The 21,305-nt window shown below is 71.6% G+C and carries 20 protein-coding genes and 1 other RNA gene; 17 read left to right on the top strand and 4 right to left on the bottom strand.

All coding sequences use genetic code 11. The features are described from left to right. The first annotated feature begins 111 nt into the window (after window positions 1-111). Window positions 112-1,521 (top strand): malonyl-CoA decarboxylase, encoded by a 1,410-nt coding sequence (locus tag AX737_RS10905; protein ID WP_066921240.1) that lies wholly within the window; start codon window positions 112-114, stop codon window positions 1,519-1,521. An 80-nt stretch (window positions 1,522-1,601) separates the two neighbouring features. Continuing rightward, window positions 1,602-2,042 carry a VOC family protein gene (locus AX737_RS10900; RefSeq protein WP_066921238.1) on the top strand — a complete coding sequence of 147 codons (441 nt, stop codon included), beginning with the start codon at window positions 1,602-1,604 and terminating at the stop codon, window positions 2,040-2,042. A gap of 5 nt (window positions 2,043-2,047) precedes the next feature. On the opposite strand, the gene AX737_RS33135 is transcribed toward AX737_RS10900, so the two are convergent. Beyond that, complete coding sequence (locus tag AX737_RS33135; protein ID WP_156453650.1) at window positions 2,048-2,209, bottom strand: hypothetical protein; 162 nt, start codon at window positions 2,207-2,209, stop codon at window positions 2,048-2,050. Between the two features lie 193 nt (window positions 2,210-2,402). Between AX737_RS33135 and rnpB the strand changes: the two genes are divergently transcribed. The 8 genes from rnpB (at window position 2,403) to murD (ending at window position 12,509) form a co-directional block, all read left to right on the top strand. Then, an RNA gene (gene rnpB / locus AX737_RS10895) (RNase P RNA component class A) lies at window positions 2,403-2,820 on the top strand. Between the two features lie 466 nt (window positions 2,821-3,286). Further along, a complete protein-coding gene (rsmH, locus tag AX737_RS10890) occupies window positions 3,287-4,339 on the top strand; it encodes a 16S rRNA (cytosine(1402)-N(4))-methyltransferase RsmH (protein ID WP_066921236.1) in 1,053 nt (350 codons plus the stop codon). After that, a complete protein-coding gene (locus tag AX737_RS10885; protein ID WP_066921234.1) occupies window positions 4,336-4,749 on the top strand; it encodes a hypothetical protein in 414 nt (137 codons plus the stop codon). The genes rsmH and AX737_RS10885 overlap by 4 nt, the downstream gene beginning before the upstream one ends. Before the next feature lie 125 nt (window positions 4,750-4,874). Then, window positions 4,875-6,794 carry a penicillin-binding protein 2 gene (locus AX737_RS10880; RefSeq protein WP_082772987.1) on the top strand — a complete coding sequence of 640 codons (1,920 nt, stop codon included), beginning with the start codon at window positions 4,875-4,877 and terminating at the stop codon, window positions 6,792-6,794. Then, window positions 6,791-8,242 carry a UDP-N-acetylmuramoyl-L-alanyl-D-glutamate--2,6-diaminopimelate ligase gene (locus AX737_RS10875; protein WP_066921232.1) on the top strand — a complete coding sequence of 484 codons (1,452 nt, stop codon included), beginning with the start codon at window positions 6,791-6,793 and terminating at the stop codon, window positions 8,240-8,242. Before AX737_RS10880 ends, AX737_RS10875 begins: the two co-directional genes overlap by 4 nt. 172 nt (window positions 8,243-8,414) lie before the next feature. After that, on the top strand, window positions 8,415-9,872 hold the full coding sequence (locus AX737_RS10870; RefSeq protein ID WP_066921230.1) for a UDP-N-acetylmuramoylalanyl-D-glutamyl-2,6-diaminopimelate--D-alanyl-D-alanine ligase: 1,458 nt from the start codon (window positions 8,415-8,417) through the stop codon (window positions 9,870-9,872). A gap of 83 nt (window positions 9,873-9,955) precedes the next feature. Further along, the gene (gene mraY / locus AX737_RS10865) at window positions 9,956-11,041 is read left to right on the top strand and encodes a phospho-N-acetylmuramoyl-pentapeptide-transferase (protein WP_066921228.1); all 1,086 of its coding nucleotides are present in this window, start codon (window positions 9,956-9,958) and stop codon (window positions 11,039-11,041) included. A gap of 91 nt (window positions 11,042-11,132) precedes the next feature. After that, window positions 11,133-12,509: a UDP-N-acetylmuramoyl-L-alanine--D-glutamate ligase gene (gene murD, locus AX737_RS10860; protein WP_066921226.1), complete on the top strand. Its 1,377-nt coding sequence runs from the start codon at window positions 11,133-11,135 to the stop codon at window positions 12,507-12,509. A 106-nt stretch (window positions 12,510-12,615) separates the two neighbouring features. Here murD and AX737_RS10855 read toward each other — a convergent pair whose 3' ends face one another. Next, window positions 12,616-14,091, bottom strand: a complete 1,476-nt coding sequence (locus AX737_RS10855) for a PAS domain-containing methyl-accepting chemotaxis protein (protein WP_066921224.1) — start codon at window positions 14,089-14,091, stop codon at window positions 12,616-12,618. Window positions 14,092-14,365: 274 nt separating this feature from the next. Here AX737_RS10855 and AX737_RS10850 point away from each other — a divergent pair, with 274 nt between their 5' ends. The 3 genes from AX737_RS10850 to murC are packed head-to-tail and all read left to right on the top strand — an operon-like array spanning window position 14,366 to window position 18,089. Further along, on the top strand, window positions 14,366-15,532 hold the full coding sequence (locus AX737_RS10850; RefSeq protein ID WP_066921223.1) for a putative peptidoglycan glycosyltransferase FtsW: 1,167 nt from the start codon (window positions 14,366-14,368) through the stop codon (window positions 15,530-15,532). After that, window positions 15,529-16,638 carry an undecaprenyldiphospho-muramoylpentapeptide beta-N-acetylglucosaminyltransferase gene (gene murG, locus AX737_RS10845; RefSeq protein WP_066921221.1) on the top strand — a complete coding sequence of 370 codons (1,110 nt, stop codon included), beginning with the start codon at window positions 15,529-15,531 and terminating at the stop codon, window positions 16,636-16,638. The genes AX737_RS10850 and murG overlap by 4 nt, the downstream gene beginning before the upstream one ends. A 44-nt stretch (window positions 16,639-16,682) precedes the next feature. Next, entirely contained in the window at window positions 16,683-18,089 is a 1,407-nt protein-coding gene (gene murC / locus AX737_RS10840) for a UDP-N-acetylmuramate--L-alanine ligase (protein ID WP_066921219.1), read from the top strand. Window positions 18,090-18,105: 16 nt separating this feature from the next. Here murC and AX737_RS10835 read toward each other — a convergent pair whose 3' ends face one another. Further along, the gene (locus AX737_RS10835) at window positions 18,106-18,489 is read right to left on the bottom strand and encodes a helix-turn-helix transcriptional regulator (RefSeq protein ID WP_066921218.1); all 384 of its coding nucleotides are present in this window, start codon (window positions 18,487-18,489) and stop codon (window positions 18,106-18,108) included. A gap of 10 nt (window positions 18,490-18,499) precedes the next feature. Beyond that, on the bottom strand, window positions 18,500-18,769 hold the full coding sequence (locus tag AX737_RS10830) for a type II toxin-antitoxin system RelE/ParE family toxin (RefSeq protein ID WP_238230586.1): 270 nt from the start codon (window positions 18,767-18,769) through the stop codon (window positions 18,500-18,502). A 49-nt stretch (window positions 18,770-18,818) separates the two neighbouring features. Between AX737_RS10830 and murB the strand changes: the two genes are divergently transcribed. The 4 genes from murB to AX737_RS10810 form a co-directional block, all read left to right on the top strand. Next, window positions 18,819-19,751, top strand: a complete 933-nt coding sequence (murB, locus tag AX737_RS10825) for a UDP-N-acetylmuramate dehydrogenase (protein WP_066921216.1) — start codon at window positions 18,819-18,821, stop codon at window positions 19,749-19,751. 33 nt (window positions 19,752-19,784) lie between these two features. Continuing rightward, window positions 19,785-20,012 (top strand): AbrB/MazE/SpoVT family DNA-binding domain-containing protein, encoded by a 228-nt coding sequence (locus AX737_RS10820; protein ID WP_066921214.1) that lies wholly within the window; start codon window positions 19,785-19,787, stop codon window positions 20,010-20,012. Then, entirely contained in the window at window positions 19,999-20,352 is a 354-nt protein-coding gene (locus AX737_RS10815) for a type II toxin-antitoxin system PemK/MazF family toxin (protein WP_066921212.1), read from the top strand. The genes AX737_RS10820 and AX737_RS10815 overlap by 14 nt, the downstream gene beginning before the upstream one ends. Window positions 20,353-20,387: 35 nt before the next feature. Then, window positions 20,388-21,305, top strand: a 918-nt coding sequence (locus AX737_RS10810; protein WP_066921210.1) for a D-alanine--D-alanine ligase, incomplete at its 3' end; no start/stop codon positions are given.

Below are 21,305 nucleotides of genomic sequence, written 5' to 3'. Positions count from 1 at the left end.
GCCGCGGGCCCTGGCCGCGGCGACGCTTCCGCCGTAGAAACGGGCGGGCCACAGGACGACCGTCGCGCGGCGCGACCGCGTCCGGGACGGTAGGCGAGGGACGGGCGAGGCATGGCGGCGAGCTCTTTCTTCGGGGACCTGATCCAGACGATCAGCGACCGCGGCCGCGACCTCATCGGCATAAGCCGGGGCGACCTCGCCTCGCGCGCCAGCGCAGCCGAACTGGTCAAGCTCTGCGACGACCTGATCTCGCGGCGCGGCGAGGCCTCGGGCGTGGCGCTGGCCCGCCTGATCCTCGACCGCTACGCGAGCTTCTCGGGGCCCGAGCGTCACGACTTCCTGCGCCGCATCGCCGTCGATTTCGACGCGGACCACGCCGCGGTCGATGCGGCCATCGCCGCCTACCGGGCCGAACCGAGCCGCGCGCGCCTCGGCGCGCTCCACACGGCGGTGGAGCCGCGCAGCCAGGAGCTGATCCGCCGGCTCAACCTCGCCCGCGACGGCACGCTGGCGCTGGTGCGCATGCGCGAGGACCTGTTCGACCTGCGCAAGGCGCTGCGCGACGACCCCGCCTGCCCGCCGGAGGTCACCGACGCGATCGACAGCCTCGACGCCGATTTCGAGCACCTGTTCGCCTCGTGGTTCAACCGCGGCTTCCTGGTGCTGCGCCCGATCGACTGGACCACCCCCGCCCACATCCTGGAGAAGATCATCCGCTACGAGGCGGTGCACGAGATCCAGGGCTGGGACGACCTGCGCCGCCGCATCGAGCCGAAGGACCGGCGCTGCTTCGCCTTCTTCCATCCGGCGCTGGTGGACGAGCCGCTGATCTTCGTCGAGGTCGCGCTCACCGACGCGATCGCGCCGGCCATCGCGCCGATCTTGAGCGAGGAGCGCCGGACGCTGAGCCCGCGCGCCTTCACGACCGCGATCTTCTACTCGATCTCGAACTGCCAGCGGGGCCTGGCCGGCGTCACCTTCGGCAACTTCCTGATCAAGCAGGTGGTGGAGGATCTCGCCCGTGAGATCCCGGGCCTGAAGACCTTCGTCACCCTCTCGCCGGTGCCGGGCTTCGCCGCCTGGCTCGACCGGGAGCGCCGGGCCGACGCCCCGCAGGGCCTGACCCGCGAGGACGTCGAGACCCTGCGGCTCCTCGACGAGCCCGACTGGTGCACCGAGAAGGCGAAGGCCGACGCGGTGCGCAAGGCCCTGATCCCGGCGGCGGCCGCCTACTTCCTGCGGGCCAAGAACCCGCGCGGCCGTCCCCTCGACCCGGTCGCCCGCTTCCATCTCGGCAACGGCGCCCGGCTGGAGCGGATCAACTTCCTGGGCGACGTCTCCCGCAAGGGGTTGCGGCAGTCCTACGGACTGATGGTGAACTACCTCTACGACCTCTCCGCCATCGAGAAGAACCACGAGACCTTCGCCAATCTCGGCACCGTGGCAGCCTCGAGCGCGGTCACGCGCGAGCTGCGCCAGAACCTGCCGCCCGCCCGCGCCGTGGCGCTGGCCGAGGCGTGAAGGCTGGCCTTCCGCTGCCCCGCCCTAGATCAGCGGCGAGGGCGCCCCGCCTCGGCGGCGCCGCGCCAGGGTGAGGACAGATGGAATACCTGCACACGATGGTCCGGGTCGCCGACCTGGACCGGGCCCTGAACTTCTACGTCGAGATCTTCGGCCTGAAGGAGGTGCGGCGCGTCGAGAACGAGAAGGGGCGCTTCACCCTGGTCTTCCTGGCCGCGCCCGGCGACGTCGCGCGGGCCGAGAGCACGAAGTCGCCGCTGGTCGAGCTGACCTACAACTGGGACCCGGAGACCTACACGGGCGGGCGCAACTTCGGGCACCTCGCCTATCAGGTCGAGGACATCTACGCCTTCTGCGCGCGGCTGAAGGAGGCGGGCGTCACCATCAACCGCCCGCCGCGCGACGGTCACATGGCCTTCGTGAAGTCGCCCGACGGCATCTCCATCGAGATCCTGCAGAAGGGCGGCGCGAAGCCGCCGCAGGAGCCCTGGGCCTCGATGGAGAACACCGGAAGCTGGTAGGGACCTCAGAGCGCGGCCGCGGGCGTGATGCCGAGTTCGGCGAGCTTGGCCCGCACCGCCTCGACCGGACGCTTGAGCTTCAGGCTGATCACCGCGGGCGGGATGCCCGCGCGGGCGAGTTCGCGCAGGATCTGCACGGCATCGAGCGTCCAGGTCGTCTCCGTCATGGCTCTCTCCTCTGAAGAGGGGTGCCCGCCGGCAGGATCGTCTCGCGCGCCGGGCGCCGACCTCGAAGTGGAGGGTGCGCCCGCGCGCGGACCGCCGCAACCGTCTGCCCGAAATCCAGGCCTGCCCAATCGCCGGGCAGGCCCGTCGACCGTCCTTGACGCGGGACCGCCCGCGGCGCATCCCCGCCGCGGATCAGGCGGCCGGGCGGCCGCTCCGGGCGCTCGCGCCCGGGGAGGAAAGTCCGGGCTCCATGGAGAGACGGTGCCGGATAACCTCCGGCGGGGGCGACCCCAGGGACAGTGCCACAGAGAGCAGACCGCTCCGACGGGCCCTCGGGCCCGCCACGGAGTCAGGGTGAAAGGGTGCGGTAAGAGCGCACCGCGGACGCGGCAACGCGGACGGCACGGCAAACCCCACCGGGAGCAAGACCGAATAGGGGCGGCGCGCGGCCACCCGCGAGGGAGCCGCAGGCCCTCTCTCCAGGCCAGTCGCCCGGGTTGGTTGCTCGAGGCGGCCGGCAACGGTCGTCCCAGAGGAATGGCTGCCACGTTCCGGGCGCCGCAAGGCGTCCGGAGCCCTACAGAACCCGGCTTACAGGCCGCCTGATCCGCCCGCGGGCCCTGCCGCACGCGCAGGCGCCGCGAAGCATTCGTCCGCGGCCTCGAGCGCGTCTCGTCAATAGCGATACCCCACCTCCGGCCGCGAAGATCGGTGCCTGCGCGCTGGGCGAGGTGTTTTGCCGAATCGGGCCGACGCATAACGTTCGGTTAACCTTGCTGCGATCTGATCGGGGCGCACCATCCGGCAGTCTAGGGTGCGTTGACGATCCTCCGAGGCCCATGTTAACCGGAACCATACCGTCAACGGCGTCGATCGGCCCGACGGGCACGCCCTGCCGCGGAGCAGGGAGCGCCCGCGGGCGGGGCATTGCGTCCCGCCGGGTCGTCGGAGCCCCCCCTTTCCGGTCGGCGGGAGCGCGGTCGGACGCAGGTGCCCATGAGCCGATCCAGCGCAGACGCCGTCCCGTGCGGGCGGGTCGAACCGATTCCCGGAACGCCGCGCCACGCGAGGGCGCGATGAAGCGGGCGGCCGGGCACGTCCCCGCGCCCCCCCATGTTCCGGTCCTGCTCGACGAGGTGATCGCGGCGCTGGCCTTGCCCGGCGCCGGGCTCGCCGTGGACGGAACCTTCGGCGCGGGCGGCTACACCCGCGCCATGCTGGCGGCCGAGCCGGGCCTGCGCGTCGTCGCGATCGACCGCGACCCGAGCGCCATCGCGGCCGGTGCCGGCCTCGTCGCCGAGGCCTGCGGGCGCCTGCGCCTCGTGCCCGGCCGTTTCGGCGATCTCGACGTCCTGCTCGCCGAGAGCGGCGAGAGCCGGATCGACGGGGGGCTGGCCGACCGGGTCGTGCTCGATATCGGCGTCTCCTCGATGCAGCTCGACCAGCCCGAGCGCGGCTTCTCCTTCCGGCACGACGGGCCGCTCGACATGCGCATGGGCGCGGACGGGCCGAGCGCGGCCGACATCGTCAACATCGCCGAGGAATCGGCGCTCGCCGACATCATCTACCATTACGGCGAGGAGCGGCGCGCCCGCGCAGTCGCCCGCACGATCATCGAGGCGCGCCGCCGCGGCCGGATCGAGACCACGGCACAGCTCGCCGACCTCGTGGCGGGCGTCGTCCGGGCCGAGCCCGGCAGCGGCATCCACCCGGCCACCCGCACGTTCCAGGGCCTGCGCATCGCGGTCAACGACGAGCTGGGCGAGCTGGTGCGCGCGCTCCACGCCGCCGAGCGGGCGCTGCGGCCCGGCGGCCGGCTCGCCGTGGTGACGTTCCACTCGCTGGAAGATCGCATCGTCAAGCAGTTCTTCGCCGCCCGCAGCGGCCGGGCCTCCCAGGGGTCGCGCCACCTGCCCGGCGCGCTCCCGGGCAGCACGCCCGCGCGCAGCTTCCAGCTCGTCACGAAGGGGCCCGTCCTGCCGGGCGAGGCCGAGACCGCCCGCAACCCGCGCGCCCGCTCGGCGAAGCTGCGCGCGGCCGAGCGCACCGAGGCGCCCGCGCCCGAGCCCCTCGACGCGATCCGCACGCTCGCCAGCCTGCCCGAACCGCGCGGAGGTGCACGCCGGTGATCCGTCTCCTCAACCTGCTGGCGGTCTGCGGCCTCGTGGCGTCCGCGATCTACGCCTACTCGATCAAGTACGACACGCTCTACCAGGGCGGTCAGGTCTCGAAGCTGAAGACCGCCCTGCACAAGGAGCGGCAGGCCATCGCGGTGCTGCGCGCCGAGTGGCAGTTGCTCACGCGGCCCGACCGGCTTCAGGCGGCGGTTGCCAAGCACCTCGCGCTGGAGCCGATCGGCGTGAGCCATCTCGGCCGCTTCAGCGACCTGCCGGCCCGGCCCGAGCGCGGCGACGAGATCGGCCGCCTGCTCGCCGCGACCGCGACGCCGAAGGACGGCGGGGCGCCGGAACCGCGCACCACCGGCTCGCTCACCCGCACCGTCACCACGACCCGCACGCCGACCACGGCTTCGAGGTAGCGCCCGTGCCTGATGACGCCCACCACACCCCCGACGCGCACGGACGGGCCGAGGCGACGGACGCCGGGTCCGCCGCGCCCGGCTTCACCCCGACTTCGGGCGCCGAGCCCTTCGCGGCCGAACATCTGGACCCGGTCCAGGCCGCCCAGGATCCCGCCGAGCACCCCGAGGCGGGCCACGCGGCGGACGCGTACGATTCGACCGGGGCGCACGCGGAGGCGGCCGTGGTCGCGCCCGAGGAAGCCTCGCGCCTCGCCGCGGCGGTCGCCGCCCTGCGCCCGCGGCAGCGACCGCTCGCCGACCTTCTCGGGGCGATGTTCCGCCTCGCCATCGAGCGCTCGCACACCCGCGTGGCGATCGTCGGCCTCGCCTTCCTGGGCGTGTTCGGGGCGATCGGCGGCAAGCTGGTCTACCGCGCCGCCTTCCCGGGCAAGGGCCTCAACGAGCACGCGGTCGCGGCCGCCGCCACGACCGCGATCCGGCCCGACATCGTCGATCGCAACGGCGAGGTGCTGGCCACCGACATCCGCACGGTCTCGGTCTTCGCCGAGCCCGGCAACATCTACGACGTGGACGAGGCCGTCGAGCTTCTGACCGCGGTGCTGCCCGAGCTGAACGCCGGCGACCTGCGCAAGAAGATCGAGGACAAGAAGGAGTGGCTGAAGCGCCGCGGCAAGACCGATCCAGGCTTCATCTGGGTGAAGCGCGAGCTGACCCCGAAGCAGCAGGCCGAGGTCCACCGCCTGGGCATCCCGGGCATCGGCTTCCTGCCCGACCACAAGCGCGTCTACCCGAACGGGGTCGCGGCCGCCCACATCATCGGCGCGACGAACCTCGACAACATCGGCATCGCGGGCATCGAGAAGTACATCGACACGCAAGGGAACAAGGCCCTCAACGAGTTCGGCTTCGTCGCCAAGCAGACCGACCTGAAGCCGGTCCAGCTCTCGCTCGACCTGCGCGCCCAGTTCGCGGTGCGCGACGAGCTCGCCTGGGGCATCGACCACTTCAAGGCCAAGGCCGGCGCCTCGATGATCCTCGACGTGACCACCGGCGAGGTGATCGCCCTGGTCTCGATGCCGGATTTCGACCCGAATGACCCGAAGGACGCGCTCTCGCCCGACCGGATCAACCGGATGAATGTCGGCGTCTACGAGATGGGCTCGACCTTCAAGGCGATGACGCTCGCCATGGCGCTGGAATCGGGCAAGTTCACCGTCAACTCGACCTTCGACACCCGCGGCGGCGTGCTGAACTGGGGCCGTCAGAAGATCCACGAGTACCACGGCACCAACCGGGTCATCACCATGCCGGAGGTGTTCACGCACTCCTCCAACATCGGCTCGGCCAAGATGGCGCTCGGCGTCGGCGTGCCCGGCCACAAGGCCTTCCTGAAGAAGATGGGCCTGCTCGACCGCCTGCGCACCGAGCTGCCGGAATCGGCAGCCCCCATCATCCCGCCGCGCTGGACCGAGATCAACACGATCACCATCGCGTTCGGCCACGGCCTCGCGGTAGCCCCGCTCCAGGCGTCCGCGGCCGTCGCGGCGATCGCCAACGGCGGCTTCCTGATGACGCCGACCTTCCTGAAGACCACCCCCGACGCGGCGATGGAGAAGGCCACGCGGGTGCTGCGCTCCGACACCAGCGAGGCGATGCGCTTCATCATGCGCCTCAACGCCGTCGAGGGCTCGGCCAAGAAGGCCTCGATCCCGCTCTACTACGTCGGCGGCAAGACCGGCACGGCCGAGAAGGTGATCAACGGGCGCTACGTGAAGAACCGCCTCTTCACCACCTTCATGGCGGCGGCACCCATGAACAACCCGAAATACCTCTTCGTCACCCTGATGGACGAGCCGCAGGGCTTGCCGGAATCCGGCGGCTACGCCACCGCCGCCTGGAACTCGGGCGTGGTGACGGGCCGCGTGATCGAGCGGGTCGCGCCGATCCTCGGCCTGCCGCCGCAATTCGAGCCGCCGGTGAAGCCGTTCCCGCTGATGGTGAAGCTCGGCGCCTACCACGCCGACAAGGTCGACGGGCGATGACGGCCCTCGGCGACCTGTTCCCGGAGGCCGACGCGGCGGTCGCCGACCTCGCCGCCTCCGCCGTCACCGCCGACAGCCGCCGGGCCGGGCCCGGCGCGGTCTTCGTCGCGGTGCCGGGCACGAAGGCGGACGGGCGGATCTTCGCCGCGGCCGCCGCGACCGCGGGCGCCGTCGCCGTCGCGGGGGAGGGCGCGCGGCCCGCCGATCTGCCGGCCGGCACGCCCTGGATCGCGGTGCCCGACGCACGCCGGGCGCTGGCGCTCGCGGCGGCCGCACTCCACCCGCGCCAGCCCGAGACGGTCGTCGCGGTCACCGGCACGGCCGGCAAGAGTTCGGTCGCCGATTTCGTGCGCCAGATCCTGTCCCGGCTCGGCCGCGACGCGGCAAGCCTCGGCACGGTCGGGATCGTGACGAATCGCGGCGCGCAGTACGGCTCGCTGACCACCCCCGACCCGGTGACGCTGCACGAGACCCTGGCGCGTCTCGCGGAGGAGGGCGTCACGGATCTGGCCATGGAGGCCTCCTCGCACGGAATCGAGCAGCGCCGCCTCGACGGCGTGCGGCTCACCACCGCCGGCTTCACCAATCTCGGCCGCGACCATCTCGACTACCACGCCGACATCGAATCATATCTCGCGGCCAAGCTCCGGCTGTTCGACACCCTGCTGCCGGAAGGCCGCCCCGCGATCGTCAACGCCGACGGCCCCTTCGCCGACCGGGTGATCGCGGTGGCGAAGGCGGCGGGCCGGCCGGTCCGCACCACCGGCCGGGCCGGGGAGGCAATCCGCCTCGTCGCCGCCCGCACCGAGGGCTTCGCGCAAGCGCTCGACCTCGACGGCGCGCACGGGCCCCGCACGGTGCGCCTGCCGCTCGTGGGCGCCTTTCAGGTCGAGAACGCGCTCGTCGCCGCCGGGCTCGTCCTGGCGACGCCGGCGGGTGCCGCCGACCCGGACGGCGTCTTCGCCGCGCTCGATCATCTGACCGGCGTGCCCGGCCGGATGGAGCGGATCGGCGAGGCCAACGGGGCCTTGTGCCTGGTGGACTACGCCCACAAGCCGGAGGCGCTGGAGAGCGTTCTGACGGCGCTGCGCCCTTTCGCCGGCGGCCGCCTCGTCCTCGTCTTCGGCTGCGGCGGCGACCGCGACCGCGGCAAGCGCCCGCTGATGGGCGCGATCGCGGCCCGCCTCGCCGACCGGGTCGTCGTGACCGACGACAACCCCCGCAGCGAGGACCCGGCCGCGATCCGCGCCGCGATCCTGGCGGCCGCACCCGGCGCCGCCGAGATCGGTGACCGGGCCGAGGCGATCCGCTTGGCCGTGCGCGAACTCGGCCCCGGCGACGTTCTGGTGGTGGCCGGCAAGGGTCATGAAACCGGCCAGATCGTGGGCGATCGCACCCTGCCGTTCTCGGACCACGACGTGGTCCGGGCCGCGATCGCGGACGCGTAGGCTTCTCGCCGCCGCGCTCGGAAGGCGCGCCCTCAGCGGGCGGAGCAAGGCCTGCGGGCCGGGGCACGGATGGCGCAACGCGCTCCCTCTCCCGTGCGGAAGAGGGGACCCGCGCTCCACCATGAAACTGGTCTCGATACAGGCGCGGACCGGGCAAAGACGTGGGTACGAAATGACAGACCTCTGGACCCCGCAAGCCCTGGAGGCCGCCACCGGCGGGCGGCTCGTCGGCGCGGCCCGCCCGATCGGCGGTGCCTCGATCGATACGCGCACGCTCCAGCCGGGCGACCTGTTCTTCGCGATCCGCGGCGAGGCCCGCGACGGGCACGATTTCGTCGCCGCGGCGCTGGAAAGGGGCGCGGGCGCGGCGGTCGTCGGGGCCGCGCGGGCGGAGGAGTTTTACCAATCCGGGCCGGTCCTTGCCGTGCCGGGGGAGGGACCCGACCCGGTCCTCGACGCCATGCGGGCGATCGGCCGGGCGGCGCGCGCCCGCACCGGCGCGCAGGTCGTCGCCGTCACCGGCTCGGTCGGCAAGACCGGCACCAAGGAGGCGCTCCGCCACGTGCTGGCGGGGCAGGGGCCGACCCACGCCTCCGTCGCCTCCTACAACAACCATTGGGGCGTGCCCCTGACCCTGGCGCGGATGCCCGCCGAGACGCGCTACGGCGTGTTCGAGATCGGCATGAACCACGCCCACGAGATCCTGCCGCTGACCGCCGAGGTCCGGCCGGACGTCGCGCTGATCACCACGGTCGAGCCCGTCCATATCGAGCACTTCCCCTCGCTCGCGGCGATCGCGGACGCCAAGGGCGAGATCTTCTCCGGGCTGAAGCCCGGCGGCGTCGCGGTGATCAACCGCGACAACCCGAACTTTTCGCGGCTGCTCGCCCACGCACAGGCCTCGCCCGCCGGCCGAGTGATCACCTTCGGCGAGCATGAGGCGGCCGACGTGCGGGCCCTGCGCATCGTGGTGCGCCCCGATCTCTCGGTGGTCGACGCCGTGGTGATGGGCCAGCCCGTGACCTACCAGCTCGGCACCGCCGGCCGGCACACGGCGATGAACTCGCTGGGTGTCCTGGCGGTGATCCACGCGCTCGGGGCCGACCTCGCGGAGGCGGCCCTGGCGCTCGCGCGGCTCAGCCCCCCGGTCGGGCGCGGCGCGCGCACCGCCCTGCACCTCCCCGGCGGCGAGGCCTGGCTGGTCGACGAGAGCTACAACGCCAACCCGGCTTCCGCCCGCGCCGCCCTGGCGACGCTCGCCGGCATCGAGACCGGCCCGCGCGGGCGCCGGATCGCGGTGCTCGGCGACATGCTGGAACTCGGGCCCACCAGCGAGACCCAGCACCGCGGCCTCGCCGAGGCGGTCGAGTCCCACGGCATCGACCTCGTCTTCACCGCCGGCACCCGGATGGGCCACCTGTTCGAGGCGCTGCCCATCGGGCGCCGCGGCATCGCGGCGGGCGCCTCCGACGACCTCGTCGAGCCGCTGGCCAAGCTCCTGCGGCCGGGCGACGCCCTGATGGTCAAGGGTTCGAACAGCATGCGCATGGGCCGGATTGTCGAGGCGCTGAAAGCCCGCTACGCGGACGCCGCGGCGCAGCGCGATTCGCCCCGCACCGCCACACCCTGAGGGGCCCGCTTCCCTCACCTGACCCCATCCCGGGCCGGCCAAGGGGCCGCCCCCTCCCTGAACGAGCGGGCTCGGCTGAACCGATGCTGTATCTCCTGTCGGACCTGAGCGGCACGCTCTCGGCCCTCAACGTCTTCCGCTACATCACCTTCCGGACCGGGGGCGCGCTGTTCACGGCGGGCCTGTTCGTGTTCTGGTTCGGTCCCTGGATCATCTCACTGCTGCGCCTGCGCCAGGGGAAGGGCCAGCCGATCCGCGAGGACGGACCGCAGACCCACCTGCTGACGAAGCGCGGCACGCCCACGATGGGCGGCCTGATGATCCTGGCCGGTGCCGTCGTCGCCATCCTGCTCTGGGCGAACCCGCGCAGCCACTACGTCTGGGTGACGCTGCTGGTGACGCTGGGCTTCGGCGCCATCGGCTTCTACGACGACTACCTCAAGGTCACGAAGCAGTCGCACAAGGGCTTCTCCGGCAAGTCCCGCCTGTTGCTGGAGGCGCTCATCGCGGGCGCGGCCTGCGCGGCGATCTCCTATTTCTCACCGGCCCCGCTGCAGAACCAGCTCGCCTTCCCGGTCTTCAAGGACGCGCTCCTGAACCTCGGCTGGTTCTACGTGCTGTTCGGTGCCTTCGTCATCGTCGGCGCGGGCAACTCCGTGAACATGACCGACGGCCTCGACGGGCTCGCCATCGTTCCCGTCATGATCGCCTGCGGCACCTTCGGGGTGATCGCCTACCTCGTCGGCAACTCCTTCACGGCGAGCTACCTGCAGGTGAACTACGTGCGCGACACGGGCGAACTCGCCGTGGTGTGCGGCGCCGTGATCGGGGCGGGGCTCGGCTTCCTCTGGTTCAACGCGCCCCCCGCCCAGATCTTCATGGGCGACACCGGCTCGCTCGCACTCGGCGGCCTCCTCGGCGTCATCGCGGTCGCCACCAAGCACGAGATCGTGCTGGCGATCGTCGGCGGCCTGTTCGTGCTGGAGATGATGTCGGTGATCATCCAGGTCGCCTCGTTCAAGCTCACGGGAAAGCGTGTCTTCCGCATGGCGCCGATCCACCACCACTTCGAGCAGAAGGGCTGGAAGGAGGCGCAGGTCGTCATCCGCTTCTGGATCATCGCCGTGATCCTGGCGCTGGCCGGCCTCGCCACGCTGAAGCTGCGCTGAAACGGCGCGCGGCGCTCTTCCCTAGCCCCGAGCGGCGGGGCTAGGAGAGGCGGCCGCGCCCCGGCGCGGCCGATCTCGAGGTTTCGCGCGCATGACCCCCATCACCACCTTCGCGGAGCGCGACGTCGCCCTGTTCGGCCTCGGCGGCTCCGGCCTGGCCACCGCCAAGGCCCTCAAGGCGGGCGGCGCCCGCGTGCTCGCCTGGGACGACAACCCGGAAAGCGTGGCGCGCGCGGGCGAAGCGGGCATCGAGACCGCCGACCTGCACGGGATCGACTGGGCGGAGATGGCCGCCCTGGTGCTGGCGCCCGGCGTGCCGCTGACCCACCCCGCGCCGCACTGGAGCGTCGGGCTGGCAGAGGGCGCGGGCGTCGAGATCATCGGCGACATCGAGCTGTTCTGCCGCGAGCGCGCCAGGATCGCCCCCGAGGCGCCCTTCGTCGCGATCACCGGCACCAACGGCAAGTCGACCACGACGGCGCTCGTCGCCCACATCCTGGCGCAAGCTGGCCGCGACGTGCAGATGGGCGGCAACATCGGCACCGCGATCCTCTCCCTGGAGCCGCCGTCGGTCGACCGCATCCACGTGATCGAGCTGTCCTCGTTCCAGATCGACCTGACGCCCTCGCTCGCTCCGAGCGTCGGCGTCCTGCTCAACATCACCCCCGACCATCTCGACCGGCACGGCACGCTGGAGCAGTACGCCGCCATCAAGGAGCGGCTGATCCGGGGCGCCGACCTCGCGATCGTCGGCATCGACGACCGCCCGAGCCGCGAGATCGCCGAGCGCCGGGGCGACCGGCTGGTGCGGATCCACGTCCCGGTCCATTCGCCGCGCGACGCGACCCTGGCTGGCGACGCGCTGATCGCCCGGGACGCCGCAATCTTCGACGCCGACGACACCCGCCTCGCCGACGTCTCGGGCATCGGCAGCTTGCGCGGCGCACACAACTGGCAGAACGCCGCCGTCGCGGTGGCGGTCGCCCGCGCGCTCGGCATCTCGTCTGAGGCGATCCAGGCCGGCCTCGCCTCCTTCCCGGGTCTGCCCCACCGGATGGAGGAGGTCGGCCGGCGCGGGCGGGTCCTGTTCGTCAACGACTCGAAGGCCACGAACGCGGATTCCACCGAGAAGGCGCTCACCGCCTTCCGGGACATCCACTGGATCCTCGGCGGCAAGGCCAAGGACGGCGGAATCTTCCCGCTGGTGCCGTATTTCGAGCGGATCGCCCACGCCTACCTGATCGGTGCGGCCTCCGACGCCTTCGCGGCGACGCTGGAGGGCGCGGTGCCCTACACCCGCTGCGAGACGCTGGACGTCGCCGTGCGGGCGGCCTCCGAGGGCGCGGAAGCGTCGGGCGCGCCCGAGCCCGTGGTGCTGCTCTCCCCGGCCTGCGCCTCCTACGACCAGTTCCGCTCCTTCGAGCACCGCGGCGACCGCTTCCGGGAGCTGGTGCGGGAGGTGCTCTGAGGGCGCCGCTCTCCCTCCCGCCTCTGCGGGGGAGGGAGGCGCGGTGCGCTCGCCCCCTACCGATCCGTGACCGCGGCAGCCTCCGCGGACTGAAGGTCCGTCGTCGCTACCGCGCCAGCACCTTGGCGGCGTCCCGCGTGGTGTTCACCGCCGCCGAGACCTGATCCACCGCTGCGGCGATCGAGCCGATGCTGCCGGTGATCGAGGTGACGGCGCCGGCCGCGCTCTGCATGTTCTCGGCGAGGTCGCGCGTCACCGCGCTCTGCTCCTCGATCGCCGCGGCGGTCGCCACCACGGTCTCGCGCATCACCGAGACCGAGCCGCGGATCGAGCCCAGCGCCCCCACCACCTCCTGCGAGACCGCCTGCACGTTGCCGATCTCGGCGTTGATCTGCTCCGTCGCCCGCGCGGCCTGGTCGGCCAGCGCCTTGACCTCGCTGGCCACCACCGCGAAGCCGCGGCCCGCCTCGCCGGCGCGGGCCGCCTCGATCGTCGCGTTGAGCGCCAGGAGATTGATCTGCCCGGCGATCGTCTGGATCAACCCGACGATGCCCGTCATCGCGGCGGCCGTCTCGGCGAGCCGCTTGGTGTAGCCGTCCGCCGCCTGGACGCAGGCGTAGGCGTTGTCGGTGGCCCCTTGCGAGCGCACGATGCTCTGCGACATCTCGCTCACCGAGGCCGCCAGCTCCTCGGCGGCGGCCGCCACCGTCTGCACGTTGCCCGAGGTCGTGTGGGCGGCCCGCGTCGCGGTCGAGGCTGCCGTGCTCGAATGCGTGACGGCGCTCTCGATCTCGCCGAAGTTCTTGTCGATCAGCGTGCGCAGGCTCCCCAGAAGGCGGACCTGCTCGGTGATGTCGGTGGCGAACTTCACCACCTTGTAGGGCCGGCCCGACGCGTCGAGGATCGGGTTGTAGACCGCCTGGATCCAGATCTCGCGGCCGCCCTTGCCGAGGCGCCGGAACTGCGCGCTCTGGTAGGCGCCGCTGCGCAGGCTCGCCCAGAACGCCGCATAGTCCGGGCTCGTGCGCTCGCGTGGATCGACGAAGATGCTGTGGTGGCGCCCCACGACCTCGTCCCTGTCATACCCGACGGCGGCCAGGAAGTTGTCGTTGGCGTCGAGGATCGTGCCGTCGAGATCGAAGGCGATCACCGCCTGCGCCTTGCGGATCGCGGCGATCTGCCCGGCGCGGTCGGCGTCCTCCTGCTTCTGCCGCGTGATGTCGGTAGCGAACTTCACCACGCCGTAGGGCCGGCCGTCGCGGCCGATCAGCGGGTTGTAGGACGCCTCGATCCAGACCTCGCGGCCGTCCTTCGTGATCCGCCGGAACTGCGCCGCCTCGAAGGTCCCGTCGCGCAGCCGCTGCCAGAAGGCCCTGTACTCGGGCGAGGTGCGGTGTGCGGGCTCCACGAAGATCTCGTGGTGCCGCCCCGCGATCTCCGGCAGGGTGTAGCCCATCAGCGCCAGGAAGTTCTCGTTCGCCGAGAGGACGCGACCGTCGAGATCGAACTCGATCACGGCCTGCACCCGGTCGAGGGCGGCGAGCTTGGCGCGGGCCTGCAGGGTCTTTCGGGCAGCGAACATGGGCCGTCTTCTCGCAGATCTGAGACGACGCCGGAGCGGGAACGGGAGGCCTGCCGCACGGCGGTTGGCCGACGCCGCGTCGGCCAAACCCAAGGTTGCATCAGATTCTTAACATGGAATGCAACGTGCGGGCTCGCACGCGGGATAACCGTTACGTGCGGCCCCGGTCCCCCAAGTGTCCGGGCCAGGTTCCCTAAGGATGCGTTTACCATTCCGGCACAGGATCCCCCGTGGCCCGCAGCCCGTCCAGCGCGCCCAGGAGTCCTCGCCCGCCATGATGTCCCGCGCGGAACGCACGCCCCTCACGGACTGGTGGTGGACGGTCGATCGCGGCCTGCTCGCGGCGCTCGGCGCCCTGATGGTGGCCGGCCTCGTCTTCCTGATGGGCGGCGGCCCGCCGGTGGCCGAGCGCATCGGCCTGCCGACCTTCTACTTCCTCAACCGGCAGGCGATGTACCTTGCCCCCACGGTCCTGCTGATCGTGGCGGTCTCGTTCCTGAGCTTGCGCGGCGTGCGCCGCCTCGCGCTGATCACCTGGGGTCTCGGCGTGGTGCTCTGCCTGCTCGCGAGCAAGTTCGGGCCCGAGATCAAGGGCGCGCACCGCTGGATCCAGTTCGGCTCCTTCGGCCTGCAGCCCTCCGAGTTCGTGAAGCCCTCCTTCGTGGTGGTGGCGGCCTGGGCCTTCTCGGAGGGCGCGCAGCGGCGCGACATGCCGGGCGGCACGCTCGGCATGCTGCTCCTGCCGGTCACCATCGTGCCGCTGCTGCTGCAGCCCGATTTCGGGCAGACCATGCTGATCACGCTGGTCTGGTCGACGCTGTTCTTCGTGGCCGGCCTGCACCTGATCTGGGTCGCGGCGATCGGCATCGCGGGCATGTTCGGGGTGTTTGCCGCCTACACCTTCTTCCACCACGTGCGCGAGCGCATCGAGCGCTTCCTCGACAAGGATTCGGGCGACAGCTTCCAGGTCTACTGGTCGCAGCAATCCTTCTGGTCGGGCGGCTGGTTCGGCACCGGCCCCGGCGAGGGGGTGGCCAAGCGCCACCTGCCCGATGCACATACCGACTTCATCTTCTCGGTCACCGGTGAGGAATTCGGCGTGCTGGTCTGCCTCGGCCTCGTGGCGCTCTTCGCCTACATCGTGCTGCGCGGCCTCAAGCTCGCGCGCCGCACCGACGACACGTTCACGCGGCTGGCCATCACGGGGCTGACCACCCTGTTCGGCCTGCAGGCCTGCATCAACATGGCGGTGAACACCCAGCTGATGCCCGCCAAGGGCATGACGCTGCCCTTCGTCTCCTACGGCGGCTCCTCGCTGATCTCGCTCGCGCTCGGCATGGGCTTCCTGATCGCGCTGACCCGCAAGCGCCCGCGCTCGACCATGCTCAGCCAGAAGCCGCCCGGCACCGCGCCCGCCACCGTCGCCGGGGTGATGCGGTGACGGTCTTCACCCCCACGATCCTGCTCTGCGCAGGGGGGACCGGCGGCCACCTCTTCCCCGCCGAGAGCCTCGCCCACGCGCTGCGCGCCCGCGGCATCCGGGTGGCGCTCGCCACCGACGCGCGCGTCGAGGGGCTGAAAGGCGAGTTCCCGGCCTCCGAGATCGTCACCATCCCCTCGGCGACGCCGTCCGGCCGCAACCTCGTCAAGCGGGCGGGTGCCGTGCTGACGCTGGGGCGCGGCTTCGGCATCGCCGCGAAGGAGGTGAAACGGCTGAACCCGGCCGCCGTCGTCGGCTTCGGCGGCTACCCGACCGTGCCGCCGATGCTGGCCGCCCAGATCCTGCGCGTGCCCACGATCCTGCACGAGCAGAACGCCGTGATGGGCCGGGCCAACGCGTTCCTGGCCAGGGGCGCCCGCACCATCGCGACGGGGTTCAAGGAGGTGCGCGGTGTGCCCGACAAGGCGACCGCGCCGCGCATCCATACCGGCAATCCGCTGCGCCCCGCGGTGATCGAGGCCGCGACGGTGCCCTATCCGGCCCTCGGCCCCGACGATCTCTTCCACCTCCTCGTCTTCGGCGGCAGCCAGGGCGCCCGGGTGATGGGCGAGGTGGTGCCGAGGGCGCTCGCCCAGTTGCCGGCGGATCTGCGCGCCCGCCTGTACCTCGTGCAGCAGGTGCGGCCCGAGGACCTGACCGCGGTCCAGAACGACTATCTCGCGATGGGGCTCAGGGGCCTCGAGGCTGCGCCCTTCTTCAAGGACCTGCCGGGCCGCATGGCCGCGAGCCATCTCGTGGTCTCGCGCTCGGGCGCCTCGACGGTCTCGGAACTCGCAGCCATCGGCCGCCCGTCGATCCTCGTGCCGCTGCCCGGAGCGCTCGACCAGGACCAGGCGGCGAACGCGGAGACGCTCGGCCGGATCGGCGCGGCGCTCGCCCTGCCGCAGACCGCCTTCACGCCGGATCGGCTGACGGCGGAGCTCGTCGAGGCCTTCGAGAATCCCGAAAAATTGACCCGGGCGGCCGAGGCGGCCAAAAGCGCGGGCATTCACGACGCCGCCGAGCGGCTCGCCACGGTCGTCGTCGAGACGGCGGCCCGCACCTGATTCTCCCGGACTCTCACGGGTCCGCAGACACCACGGTTCGACCCATGAAGCTGCCCGACAAGCTCGGCCCCATCCACTTCATCGGCATCGGCGGCATCGGCATGTCCGGCATCGCCGAGGTGATGCACAATCTCGGCTACACGGTTCAGGGCTCGGACGCGAACGACAACGCGAACGTGCGCCGGCTCGCCGACCAGGGCATGCGCACCTTCGTGGGCCACGACGCCAGGAACGTCGAGGAGGCCGCCCTCGTCGTCGTTTCGACCGCGATCCGCCGCGACAACCCGGAGCTGCAGGCCGCCCGCGAGCGCCGCCTGCCGGTGGTGCGCCGCGCCGAGATGCTGGCCGAGTTGATGCGCTTCAAGTCCTGCGTGGCGATCGCCGGCACCCACGGCAAGACCACGACGACCTCGCTCGTCGCGACGCTGCTCGACGCCGGCAATCTCGACCCGACCGTCATCAACGGCGGCATCATCAATGCCTACGGCACCAACGCCCGCATGGGCGAGGGCGAGTGGATGGTGGTGGAGGCGGATGAATCCGACGGCACCTTCCTGAAGCTGCCCGCGGATGTCGCCATCGTCACCAACATCGACCCCGAGCACCTCGACCATTTCGGCTCGTTCGAGGCGGTGAAGGACGCCTTCCGGCGCTTCATCGACAACATCCCGTTCTACGGCTTCGCGGTGATGTGCATCGATCATCCCGTCGTGCAGGACCTCGTCGGCCATATCGAGGACCGGCGCATCATCACTTACGGCGAGAACCCGCAGGCCGACGTGCGCCTGATCGACGTGGACCTGCGCGGCGGCCAGAGCCGCTTCCGAGTGATGATCCGCGACCGCCGCCCGGGCTACCGGATGGAGATGGAGGATCTCGTCCTGCCGATGCCCGGCAAGCACAACGCGCTCAACGCCACCGCGGCGCTCGCCGTGGCGCACGAGCTCGGCGTGAAGCCCGAGGCGATCCGCCAGGCGCTCGCGGGCTTCGGCGGCGTCAAGCGGCGCTTCACCCGCACGGGCGAGTGGAACGGCGCGGCGATCTTCGACGATTACGGGCACCATCCGGTTGAGATCAAGGCGGTGCTCAAGGCAGCCCGCGCCTCGACGGATGCGGGCGTGATCGCGATCGTGCAGCCGCACCGCTACTCGCGGCTGCAGTCGCTGTTCGACGATTTCTGCACCTGCTTCAACGACGCCGACACGGTGATCGTCGCCCCCGTCTACGCGGCGGGCGAGCAGCCGATCGAGGGCATCGACCGCGATGGGCTGGTCGCGGGCCTGCGCTCCCGCGGCCACCGCGACGCGCGGGCGCTGGAGCGACCGGAGGATCTGGCCGGCATCGTCGCGGAGCTCGCCAAGCCCGGCGACTACGTGGTGTGCCTGGGCGCCGGCAACATCACCCAGTGGGCCTACGCGCTGCCGGGCGAGCTCGCCGCGCGGAAGCGGTGAGGGGGATGCGCGCCGCTCAGGCCGCCTCCGGCACGAGGTCCTCGACGTCGACGTCGAGGACCCGTGCGAGCCGCTCGTAGATCGCGGGCTCGGCCGTGCCTACGCCCCGCTCCAGAGCCGAGATCTCGTCCTCGTCGAGGGCGCATACCTGCGCCAGCCGGGCAACCGAGGCGCCACGGCGTGCCCGCCAGAAGGCGAGGGGGCTCGGCGCGGCACGCAGGGCGTCGAGGTCGGCCTCGCTCAGCAACTCCTCCGTGCCGGCCCGCAGCCGCTCCTGCGAAGCGTCCACGAGGCGAGCGTCCAGGGTGTCCTCCGCCAGTTCCCGCAGGCGCTCGAACTCGGCCTCCGGTAGGATTACGATCGCCTCGCCGGAGGGCGTCCTCGTTCTGACGATGGTCACAGGCGCAATCCTAATCGTAGATCGAGCCGCGCGGCCCGACCACGTGGACAATGATCCGATCCGGCTCGCTCGTGAAGACCGCGCGCCAGTCGCCGACACGCAGTCGGTAGCGCTCGCCCTCGCCCTTCAGGGCCCGAACGTTGTTGGCGAGGCTCGCCGGATCGTCGGCGTACTGCTTCAGCTTCCGGCGGATCAGATCCTCGCTGTCGCGCGGCATCCGGGTCAGGGCCCGTGCAGCGGCGCGGGTGAAGACAAGCTCCTTGCCCATTCCGGCGCTCATTCCGCCGCGCTCCCCTCACGCAACCGGTTCGGCCGGCGCGAAGCATAGCATGACCACACAGCTCCACGATTCCATCCGCGCCGCGGCGCCCGGCCTGCGCGGTCGCCTGCTGGCGAACCAGCCGCTCGCCGACCTCACGTGGTTCCGCGTCGGCGGACCGGCCGAGGTTCTATTCACGCCGGCGGACGAGGAAGACCTCGCCCGACTGCTCGCCGTCCTCGACCCGGCCGTGCCGGTGACCGTGATCGGCCTCGGCTCGAATCTCATCGTGCGCGACGGTGGCGTGCCGGGCGTGGTGGTGCGCCTCGGCGGCCGGGCCTTCGGCGGGATCGACATCGACGGCGACAGGCTGCGCGTCGGCACCGCCGTGCCCGACATGCGGCTCGCCAAGGCCGCGGCCGAGGCCGGGCTCGACGGGCTCGCCTTCTTCCGCGGCATCCCGGGCTCGGTCGGGGGGGCGCTGCGCATGAACGCGGGAGCCCACGGCGGCGAGACCACCGACGTGCTGGTCGAGGCAAGGGGCGTCGATCGCCGGGGCAACCTGCGTAGCTTCACCCATGCCGAGATGGGCTTCACCTATCGGCACAGCACGGCGCCCGAGGACGTGATCTTCACGAGCGCCCTGTTCCGCGGCCGACCGGGCGAGCGCACCGCGATCGAGGCCGAGATGGACCGGGTCACCGCCGCGCGCGAGGCCGCCCAGCCGATCCGCGAGCGGACCGGCGGCTCGACCTTCAAGAACCCGCCCGGGGCCAAGGCCTGGCAGCTCGTCGACCAGGCCGGCTGCCGGGGCCTCGCGCTCGGCGGCGCGCAGGTCAGCGAGATGCACTGCAACTTCCTGATCAACCGCGACAACGCCAGCGCGGCCGACATCGAGGCGCTCGGCGAGGAGGTCCGCCGCCGCGTGCGCGAGACCTCGGGCGTCGAGCTGCACTGGGAGATCAAGCGGATCGGCATCGACGCCCCGATTGGTAAGGCGTAAGACGTAAGGCGCGTTCAGCTACGGGAGTGGGCGGTGAGCGGGACGGCCAAGGCCTACTCGAAGGTGTCGGTGAAGAGCCAGACCGTGATCCCCGCGGAGGTGCGCGAGCGCCTGGACCTCCGCCCGGGCGACCGCCTCCGTTATCTCCTCACGCCGCGCGGCGTCCTGATCGAGAAGGCGCCCCCCGAGGGTGAGGATCCGCTGGTCGCCTTCACCGAGTGGGCTGGCCCGATCGACGACGAAGACTATGCCGACCTCTGAGCCCGCACTCGGCGCGGGGGCCGTCGTGATCATCCCGTTTCCCTACGCGGATCGCTTGGCGGAGAAGCGGCGACCCGCGGTCGTGATCTCGAACGCGTCCGTCGCGGCGGCGGGCTTCGTCTGGATCGCCATGATCACGAGCGCGCGCAACGCGCCGATGGCGGACGACCTGCCGATCGCGGATCTGGCCCGCGCCGGGCTTGCCAAGCCGTCGGTGGTGCGCCCGCTGAAGATCGCCTGCATCGACGGATCGCGGGTCGTCCGGCGGGCCGGCGACCTCGATCCCGCCGCCGCCGAGCATCTGTTCGACCGCGTCCGCTCGCTGATCGGCCGCGCCTGAGATCCTTTCCGAGACCCGAAGCACGAGGTGCCCCCATGCCCAAGCACGTCGCCGTCCTCATGGGAGGCACCTCCAGCGAGCGCGTCGTCTCGCTCAGTTCCGGCAACGCCTGCGCGGGGGCGCTGGAAGGCGAGGGCTACCGCGTCACCCGCGTCGATGTCGGGGCCGACATCGCCGCCGTGCTCGCGGATCTTCGCCCGGACGTCGCCTTCAACGCCCTGCACGGCCCGGCCGGCGAGGACGGCACGATCCAGGGCCTGCTGGAGATCCTGAAGATCCCCTACACGCATTCCGGCGTGCTGGCCTCGGCGCTCGCCATGCACAAGGAGCGTGCCAAAGTGGTCATGCGGGCGGCCGGCGTCGCCGTGCCGGAGGGCCGCGTCGTTAACCGTCACGTGGCCGCCAAGTCACACCCTTTGCCGCCTCCCTACGTCGTGAAGCCGGTCTCGGAGGGCTCCTCGGTCGGCGTCATCATCGTGCGCGACGGACGCTCGCACCCGCCCCAGATCCTGGCCTCGGACGCGTGGACCTACGGAGAGGAAGTCCTTGCGGAGACTTACATTGCGGGCCGCGAGCTGACCTGCGCGGTGATGGGCGACCGGGCCCTCGGGGTCATCGAGATCAAGCCCGCATCGGGCGAGTGGTACGACTTCGACGCCAAGTACGCCGAGGGGGGGTCGATCCACGTCCTCCCGGCGGAGCTTAAACCAAATGTTTACCAGCGTGTCCAAGAGTTGGCGTTAACGGCGCATCAAGCACTGGGCTGCCGGGGCGTCAGCCGTGCGGACCTTCGCTACGACGATACACCGGGAGGCACCGGTGCCCTCGTCGTGCTCGAGGTCAACACGCAACCCGGTATGACCCAGACGAGCCTTGTGCCGGAGTTGGCGGCCCATGCGGGCTACGGATTCGGTGAGCTCGTCCGATGGATGGTGGAGGACGCTTCTCTGGGC

Source organism: Methylobacterium sp. CCH5-D2, assembly GCF_001556475.1.
GTDB lineage: Bacteria > Pseudomonadota > Alphaproteobacteria > Rhizobiales > Beijerinckiaceae > Methylobacterium > Methylobacterium hispanicum.
The sequence above is the reverse complement of the archived record's forward strand: the minus strand, read 5'-3'. Positions and strand labels throughout refer to the sequence as shown.

Bases quoted from the DNA above. Each gene is read 5' to 3' on its own strand.
- AX737_RS10830 (WP_238230586.1), bottom strand. From the start codon at position 18,769: ATGAGCGCCGGAATGGGCAAGGAGCTTGTCTTCACCCGCGCCGCTGCA.
- AX737_RS33135 (WP_156453650.1), bottom strand. From the start codon at position 2,209: ATGACGGAGACGACCTGGACGCTCGATGCCGTGCAGATCCTGCGCGAA.
- AX737_RS10815 (WP_066921212.1), top strand. From the start codon at position 19,999: ATGCCGACCTCTGAGCCCGCACTCGGCGCGGGGGCCGTCGTGATCATC.
- AX737_RS10905 (WP_066921240.1), top strand. From the start codon at position 112: ATGGCGGCGAGCTCTTTCTTCGGGGACCTGATCCAGACGATCAGCGAC.
- AX737_RS10855 (WP_066921224.1), bottom strand. From the start codon at position 14,091: ATGTTCGCTGCCCGAAAGACCCTGCAGGCCCGCGCCAAGCTCGCCGCC.
- AX737_RS10900 (WP_066921238.1), top strand. From the start codon at position 1,602: ATGGAATACCTGCACACGATGGTCCGGGTCGCCGACCTGGACCGGGCC.
- rsmH (WP_066921236.1), top strand. From the start codon at position 3,287: ATGAAGCGGGCGGCCGGGCACGTCCCCGCGCCCCCCCATGTTCCGGTC.
- mraY (WP_066921228.1), top strand. From the start codon at position 9,956: ATGCTGTATCTCCTGTCGGACCTGAGCGGCACGCTCTCGGCCCTCAAC.
- AX737_RS10875 (WP_066921232.1), top strand. From the start codon at position 6,791: ATGACGGCCCTCGGCGACCTGTTCCCGGAGGCCGACGCGGCGGTCGCC.
- AX737_RS10850 (WP_066921223.1), top strand. From the start codon at position 14,366: ATGATGTCCCGCGCGGAACGCACGCCCCTCACGGACTGGTGGTGGACG.
- murC (WP_066921219.1), top strand. From the start codon at position 16,683: ATGAAGCTGCCCGACAAGCTCGGCCCCATCCACTTCATCGGCATCGGC.
- murD (WP_066921226.1), top strand. From the start codon at position 11,133: ATGACCCCCATCACCACCTTCGCGGAGCGCGACGTCGCCCTGTTCGGC.
- AX737_RS10870 (WP_066921230.1), top strand. From the start codon at position 8,415: ATGACAGACCTCTGGACCCCGCAAGCCCTGGAGGCCGCCACCGGCGGG.
- murB (WP_066921216.1), top strand. From the start codon at position 18,819: ATGACCACACAGCTCCACGATTCCATCCGCGCCGCGGCGCCCGGCCTG.